The sequence below is a fragment of the Pseudomonas sp. genome, from assembly GCF_026224925.1.
GTDB lineage: Bacteria > Pseudomonadota > Gammaproteobacteria > Pseudomonadales > Pseudomonadaceae > Aquipseudomonas.
This window is the reverse complement of record NZ_JAMFRV010000049.1, coordinates 1-8,154: the sequence shown is the minus strand read 5'-3', so window position 1 is coordinate 8,154 and position 8,154 is coordinate 1. Positions and strand designations below refer to the sequence as shown.

4 protein-coding genes are annotated in these 8,154 nt (G+C 55.4%); all 4 read left to right on the top strand.

The genetic code is table 11. The features are described 5' to 3' along the window. Nucleotides 1-788 (top strand): DUF3418 domain-containing protein (locus tag M0974_RS02205; RefSeq protein ID WP_297832129.1); only part of this gene is annotated, 788 nt, incomplete at its 5' end. Between the two features lie 157 nt (nt 789-945). Further along, complete coding sequence (locus M0974_RS02200) at nt 946-2,067, top strand: beta-ketoacyl-ACP synthase III (RefSeq protein WP_297832126.1); 1,122 nt, start codon at nt 946-948, stop codon at nt 2,065-2,067. Nucleotides 2,068-2,187: 120 nt separating this feature from the next. After that, the gene (locus tag M0974_RS02195) at nt 2,188-7,191 is read left to right on the top strand and encodes an NEL-type E3 ubiquitin ligase domain-containing protein (RefSeq protein ID WP_297832123.1); all 5,004 of its coding nucleotides are present in this window, start codon (nt 2,188-2,190) and stop codon (nt 7,189-7,191) included. A gap of 144 nt (nt 7,192-7,335) precedes the next feature. Next, nucleotides 7,336-8,154 (top strand): GNAT family N-acetyltransferase (locus tag M0974_RS02190; protein WP_297832120.1); only part of this gene is annotated, 819 nt, incomplete at its 3' end.

The window sequence follows — 8,154 nt, the reverse complement described above, 5'->3', positions numbered from 1 at the left end:
TGTATCCCGCGTTGGTTGAAGAGTCGGGCACCGTCAAGGAAGGACGCTTTTCCACGCCTGCCGAGGCCGAGTTCCAGCACCGTCGCGCGTTGCAGCGGTTACTGCTGCAACAACTGGCTGAGCCTGCCAAGTTCTTGCGCGGCAAGTTGCCGGGCCAAACTGAATTGGCGTTGCTGCACCGCGAATTGGGGCGCGTCGACGGTTTGGTCGAAGACATCCTGCTGGCCAGCCTCGACAACTGCATTCTTGATGGCGAAGCCAACTTGCCGCGCGACGGCGCCGGACTGGCCGGGCTGGCAGAACGTAAACGCGGCGGCTGGACTGAACACGCCGAGAGGCTGGCCAAGCTGACGCTGGAAATCCTGACTGTCTGGCACGGCTTGCAAAAGCGCTTCAAGGGCAAGATTGATTTGGCACAGGCCGTCGCGCTTAACGACATCAAGTCGCAGCTGAGTCATCTGGTGTATCCGGGTTTTGTCCGCGAAACACCCATGCAATGGCTCAAAGAGTTGCCACGCTATTTGAAGTCCATTGAAATGCGCCTGGAGAAACTTCCGGCCCAGGCGCAGAAAGATCGCGTCTGGAGCGGTGAGCTGGCGGGTTTATGGACTCAGTATCAGGCGCGGGCAAACAAGCATGCGCAGGAAGGCAAGCGTGACGATGAGTTGGTGTTGTATCGCTGGTGGCTGGAGGAATATCGGGTGTCGCTGTTCGCTCAGCAGTTCGGTACTAAAGTGCCTATCTCCGATAAACGTCTGAGCAAGCAGTGGAGCCAGGTCGACGGTTAATTTTACCGACGGCCTTCAGCCATTAAACTGCCCCTATAGCGCGAAAACAGGTCCGTTATGGCACACTTCGCGTCTAACTTTTCGTATTGGCACGATTGTGCCAATGCTCATGCCCAGCAGGTCGTTGTCCAGACGATCAAATAAGAGAGGAACGACCGTGTATAACGTCGTCATCAGTGGCACTGGCCTTTTTACCCCAGCCAACAGCATTTCCAACGATGAACTGGTGCAGTCTTTCAATGCCTACGTTGCGCTGTTCAACGCCGATAACGCAGCCGCCATCGAGAGCGGCGACGTTCAGGCCCTGACTGAATCCAACGCGGCGTTTATCGAAAAAGCCTCAGGCATAAAAAGTCGCTTTGTCATGGACAAAGAAGGCATCCTCGACCCACAGCGCATGGCCCCGCGTTTGCCGGAACGCTCCAATGACGAGTGGTCAATCCTCTGTCAGATGGGCGCTGCGGCCGCTGAACAAGCGCTGCAACGTGCAGGCAAAACTGCGGCCGATATTGATGGCGTCATCGTTGCCTGCTCCAACCTGCAACGTGCTTATCCAGCGATCTCTATCGAGATTCAGGAAGCATTGGGCATTCAGGGTTTTGGCTTCGACATGAACGTTGCCTGCTCATCTGCCACCTTTGGTATCCAGCAAGCGAGCAACACTGTGCAACTGGGCCAGGCCCGCGCGGTATTGGTCATCAGCCCGGAAATCTGCACCGGCCACTTGAATTTCCGTGACCGCGACAGTCATTTCATTTTCGGCGACGGCGCCACTGCAGTGGTTGTCGAGCGTGCTGATCTGGCAACGTCCGAACACCAGTTCGATATCGTCAGCACCAAACTGTTGACCAAGTTTTCCAATAACATCCGCAATAACTTCGGCTTTCTCAACCGAGCGGCGGAAGAGGGCATTGGCGCTCCAGACAAACTGTTCGTTCAAGAAGGCCGCAAAGTTTTCCGTGATGTGTGCCCGATGGTTGCTGAACTCATCGCGACCCATTTGCAGGAAAATAACTTGAACGTCGGTGATATCAAGCGCTTCTGGCTGCATCAGGCCAACCTCAGCATGAATCACCTGATCGTGAAAAAACTCCTGGGTCGCGAAGCCACGATAGAAGAAGCCCCGGTGATTCTCGATACCTATGCCAATACCAGCTCGGCGGGGTCGGTTATCGCTTTTCATAAATACCAGGACGACTTGCCCAAGGGCGCGTTATCGGTGCTCAGCTCTTTCGGCGCCGGGTATTCGATTGGCAGCGTGATTCTGCGTAAACGTTAATCTACATTTGTCGGTGGACACCCGGGCATAAACGGCCCGGGTGCTACCTTGTTATGGCTGAATGACCCCTTCAAGCACATAGCCTGAACAACTTCCCCAGTTGTAATAAGGCTTTGTCCGATGTCCGATTTAATCATCAGTTCCCCTGTTCAACCTGCAACCGACCTTGACGATGGTGTGTTCGCTTCGTGGAAGGACCATCGAGCCAATCATGGGTTTATAAAAAGTCGTCTTCCTGCCTGGTACAGCGGTGCCTCCACGGAACTCCGCGCGGCGTTGCGCAAAAGCCAACTGTTCAGTTTGTTTTCTCGACGCGACGTGGAACCACTGCGTAAAAAATTAAAATCGGTTAAAGCCTTTGCCGAACCGTTGCTGGAACAGCAGTTGGTTGACACCTTCAGTTTTCGTCTGGATTTGCACAAGAACGATTTGGTGACCATGCACACTCAAACGTTCATGGGTATGGATCAACGTCGCCCGTTTAGGCAAAGCCTGCTGCATGCAGCGTTGCAGAACTTCGAAGCGTTCGAAGCGCAAGAGGGCGGATTTGAGCGCGGCGCTGCATTGCTCCCCGACGACGGCTTGCAACTGCAAATGGTTGCCGGGACAGGCGTCAACGGCCGCTATCCCCGGTTTCGTTTTCGTTACACCGGGGTTATCGGGATCAAGCCTGCTCAATTTGCCGAGATGTGTCGCGGGCTTGATTTAGGCGCCCGTTATCAAACCCATCTAGACAGCGTTTTTAAACCGCCCGCTTTGGCGGAGCAGTCGGCTGACGAGCGGGCGCTTGAGGTTGCAGGCAAGTTTCAGCGCAGTGAGCAAGACAGTGTTCAAGTGCTGGCGCACATCGCGCTCATGAAAAAACATATCTCCCAGGCGGCTTACGAAATGTTATTGGCATTGACCACGCCGGGAAGCACCCCGATGTGGGGCTTAGAGCCAGTTCGCCATGGCTGGTTGCGGATGCTGGACTCCATCGGCGAACACGGGAATATGTTATTAGGCGCGATGTTTATCGAGCCCGATAAAGACGACGAAGCCCTGCCGTGCCTGGTGTACATGCCGGGGGAGCCTGTGCACCCGCTCAAAGAATATGTGTCGTTCAAAGCCTTTACTGACACGCTACGCCGAAAGCTCTCGGTCGGCGCTTACCAACAGTATTTCCGACGTTTCATCAGTTTGCGTGAACACCAACGGTTTTTCGAAAGGCTTAATGAGCGGCTTATGCCGCTGCGTCCGCTGGATGGCAATCCCCTGAGTACCGGCTTGCGCAGCCGGTTATTTGATGAGCAGGCGGAGCTATCGTTGGAGAAGTTTGCGTACTCGCCGGCGCCGTTTCAAATGCTGTACCAGCATCTGTTACTCAAGACGTATGAGGACTCGCGGGTGCTGGCGGTTCCTACGGGCGAGGAGGACCAAAAAACCCGTATGAAACGGCTGCAGGCCTATGAATCGGCAGGCCTGGATCTGCTTAATATTGCGTCTTTTTTTATTCCGGTGTTGGGCGCAGCAATGGCGGTAATAGCCGTAGAGCAAGTGTTGTCCGATATCTTTATCGGGATTGAGGAGTGGGAGGACGGCGAAATCGACGAGGCGTTCAGTCACCTGTTCGGTGCCGCTGAAAGTATTGCGCTTGCGGGAGCAATGGGCGCTATAGCCAGCACTCAGGCTTCCTCCGTTGCTAGCGCACCGTCGGCATTTATTGAAAATATGGTGTCGGTAAAGCTGAAAAATGGTCAGCCCCGACTCTGGAAAGCTGATCTGACCCCGTTCCAGCAGGAACTCACCTTGCCTAATTGGGTGATGTCTAACGCCGAGTCTCGGGTTGAGTTCGACGGCAAAAGTTATTTGCCATTGGCGGGTAAGTTCTACCGAATCGAGTTCGACAGTGCTTTGAAAAAATGGCGGCTCAAACACCCGACTAACGCTGACCGGTATTCACCTGTTCTCACTCATAACGGCGCGGGCGCTTGGCGCCATGAGGGCGAAAACCCTATGGGGTGGGACCTGCACGCGTTATTTAAACGCCTGCACCCAGGGCTCAACGGAACCTCCGAGCAAACCATCGAGCGCGTCATGGCGGTCACACAGGCCGATGAAACGCTCTTGCGCCGGCTGCACATGGATAACATCAAACCGCCCGCGTTGTTAAGCGATTCGATCTCCAGATTCCAGATTGAACAGCAAATAGATGACTTCATTGCGGTAATGAACAGCGGTAACTTGCATGAGATCGACCTGCCAAACATCAACTGTTACCTGGAGCTGCTGACGTTTTTGCCTGGATGGCCGAAAGCGCGGGCACTGCGTTTGCTCGATTCGCAGGGTGTCGAGCTGCAAGTGTTCGGCACGGCTGGCTCCGCATTACCGGCGATTGACCTGACGTATCTTCCAGGACAAATGGACGATGTCATCACCTCGACCCTGACCTCGCTGACACCCGCCGAGGTCGAGACGCTGCTGGGTGACTACAACCCCAGACGGCAAAGCCAGAGCAGCCGTTTAGCAGAGCAGCTTGCCGAGGTTGCAACGCTGCGAAGTCGCTCCTTGCATGACGGTATTTACCAGGCCAACACGGCTGCTGACGGGCCTTCAGTAAAACTGATCCAGCGCGATTTTCCGGCACTTCCGACAGGTGTGGCCAATGAAATGCTTGAGTCGGCCAGCGCCCAGGAAATCGCTCAGATGAGCCTGTCTTCGCGCTTGCCGCTGCGCATGGCGGAACAGGCGCGGGAATATCAGCAGCAACTGCGCTTGAATCGTGTCAACGAGGGCTTCTACTTCAAGGGCGGCGATTCTCCGGATCTTGATACCGCAGGCATGAGTTTATTATCGCGCTTGCCTGGCTGGCCTGAAAACCTGGCGCTTGAGGTCCGCGAGGGTACTTTTTCCGGTGAGCTACTCGCCAGCGTGGGGGATTACCAGACTGCGGCTATGCGCTGGGTATTGGTGAAGTCCGGCCAGCGTTATCAAACGTTAGACAGCATCGGCAATTCCATCGACAGTGGCGATCATTCCTTTTTCAGCTCCGTGTTGCAGGCTCTTCCATCCGATGCACGAGCGGCCATTGGCTTGTCGAGCGCCGCTACCGAGTCAGCACTGCGTGAAGCCTTGGGGGACATCGCAGTCGGGCAGCGAGAGACGGTTGCTTTGGCCTTGGGTATGCAAAAAATAAAACCCGGCTTCAAATGGCCGCAACGCCTGGCCGACGGTCGCCTGGGTTATCCCTTGAGTGGAAGGTTTAGACGATTATTTTCCCGCTTCGGACTCGGAGCCAGAAATCACTCCGCTGAGCTGGCAGTGAAAAGCCTTTTTCCCGGCATGGAGGAGGCCGAGGTCAGGTTGTTTCTCAGCGCGTTGCGTGCAGGTTACACAGGGCACTCCAACGACTTGTCGATTTATATCCAAGGGCAGATTCGTGCTCTGGAAATCCAATACGAGCAACTTGACGCTACCCTCGATCGCTGGGTGAGTGCACCTTCTGAGCCGCGAGTCAGAGGCAATAGGGTTCGGTTTGGGGTTGAGGAAGACAGGCGCCTCGCTGCGACGAGAATCAAAAACTGCTGGAAAAGACTCAGTCCTAAATATTATTCCGAAAGAGGGCGATTCCTCGGCTATTCGCTTGATTTAAACTGGCTAGCCATCGGTGAACTGCCCGTTTTGACGGCCCGTTTCGACCATGTCCGAGCACTTTACATCAACCATATTGGTCTTGATGCAGGCGAGACCAACACACTGCTGGGGCAGTTCAGCGATTTGCGCGAGTTATACCTGCGGGGCAATGATCTCACCTCTATTCCAGAAGCCTTGAGTGCACATACTGCCCTTGAACAGCTGTCTCTGCGTGGCAATCCGTTGGTACTGGATCAACTTTCAGTCAGTCGTCTGCAAGGCCTACTGCAGTTGCGAACGCTCAATCTGAATCATTGCCCCGTTGGGCCGCTGTTGGATGTGACTGGCATGCGCCGGATAGTCAGGATCAGCCTACGAGCAACCGGCATTGACGCGTTACCTGTGGGCCTAGGCGATTGCGTCAACCTGATCATCCTGGATGCGCGTAATAATCGGATTGAGGATATTTCCGAGGCGATTTTCCAGGACGCAAGGGCGATCTACCGGCGTATTCAACTGCACGATAACCCGCTCAGCGAAGGTACCCGCGACAGGGCGCGGCGAGTGCTGAGTAACGATGCTATGCGGATCATGGGCATCACTGATGATCGGCCACATGCTGAGGCGCAATTGTCGCCATTTGCCCTATGGCTGTCGGAAGCCTCTGATGAAGAACGACCCGTCAGACTTACTGTTTGGAATGATCTGCAGGCCGAGCCTGACAGCTCTGATTTTTTCAGGGTGCTGAATGATCTGGCAGAGTCCGCCGATTATCAGGCCAGTCGGCAATTGCTTACCCAGCGTGTCTGGACCGTTTTAGAATCAGCCGCTGCACATGGCGCGTTACGCGACGAATTGTTCACCTTGGCGGCGCACCCGCAAACCTGTGGCGACGGGATCATGCTGGTGTTTAATGATTTGGAAATCCGCGTACTGGTTTTCAACGTCATGGCGTCGGCACGCGTTGGCGCGCAGGAGACCGAGTTGTTCCAGTTGGCCAGGGGGCTGGAACGACTTGATGAAGTCGAAAAAATTGCTCGGGAGGAGATTGCCACCCGGTCGCTTGGCTACCCACCGCTTGATCCGGCGGAGGTTCGGCTGGCTTATCGCATAGGTCTCGCGCAACGGCTGAAATTACCCCTTCAGCCACGGGGCATGTTGTTCAGCCGTTTAGCTGGGGTGACCGAACAGGCAATCGACGCCGCCGAGGAGCAGGTGTTGCAAAGGGAGAGAACGCCTGCCTTTTTGAACGCCCTGATCGCCCGGGACTTTTGGATGGAGTATTTGCAGACGCATTACGCCGCACGCTTTGAATCGGTTCAGGCACCCTTTCATGAACGTCTGAACGACCTTGACGATCGGGCCTTCGCGACGTTGCGTACCGATGAGTATATGGCGCAAATAGAATTGATCCGAACGCAAAGAACCCTTGCTACCAACGTATTAGCGCTGCAATTGACGAGGGAGATCATTGCGAAGGAGGCTATAGGGGAGGTCAGTACGGCGCTTTGATCAGGCGATGTAACGCATTTTCATCCAGTGAATGAACGCAGTGTATTGGGGCAAGTTTGGCAGCGCATCGGGTTTTATTTCGGCTTGTTCCGCGAATGCGCGATACTCGCCAGGCTTGCTGGCAATAACGTTTGGGGAATGCTGATGCCGCTACAACGTTTGGACAGTCTTTCGGCGCTGGCTCCGGAGCTATGGGATGCATTGGTGCCTAGCGCCCAGCCCTTTTTGCGCCATGCGTTCCTCAGTTCGCTGGAAGACAGTGGCAGCCTTGGCCCGAAGTCGGGTTGGAGTGCAGAGCACCTGTTGCATTACGAAGACGGCACGCTGATTGCGGCGCTACCCGGCTATCGGAAGTGGCACTCCTACGGTGAATACGTGTTCGATCACGGCTGGGCCCAAGCGTGTGAGCGTGCGGGTATTGAGTATTACCCCAAGTTGTTGGTCGCGGTGCCGTTCAGCCCGGTGAGTGGCCCGCGTTTATTGTCGGCCACGCCCGAAGCGGCGATAGATCTGTTGCAGAGCCTGCCCGGTTACATTGAAATTGAAGCGCTTTCAAGCGTACACATCAACTTCACCGATCCGGTGGCTGACGTGTTGCTGGCACAAGAGCCGGGTTGGATGCAGCGCTTGGGCTGTCAGTTTCATTGGCAAAATCGCAGTTATCGGGACTTTCAGGATTTTCTCGATGCCTTGAGTTCGCGCAAGCGCAAGCAAATGCGCAAAGAGCGTGAGCAGGTGGCGGGGCAGGGCATTGAGTTCGAGTGGCTGGAGGGGCACGAACTCAGCGAGGCGCAATGGGACTTTGTGTACGCCTGTTATGCCAATACCTATGCGGTGCGCCGCCAATCGCCTTACCTGACGCGGGAGTTCTTCAGCCTGTTGGCTGAGCGCATGCCTGAGGCGATTCGTGTGGTGCTTGCCAAGCAAGGGGCACGGCCGGTGGCGATGGCCTTCAGTCTGGTA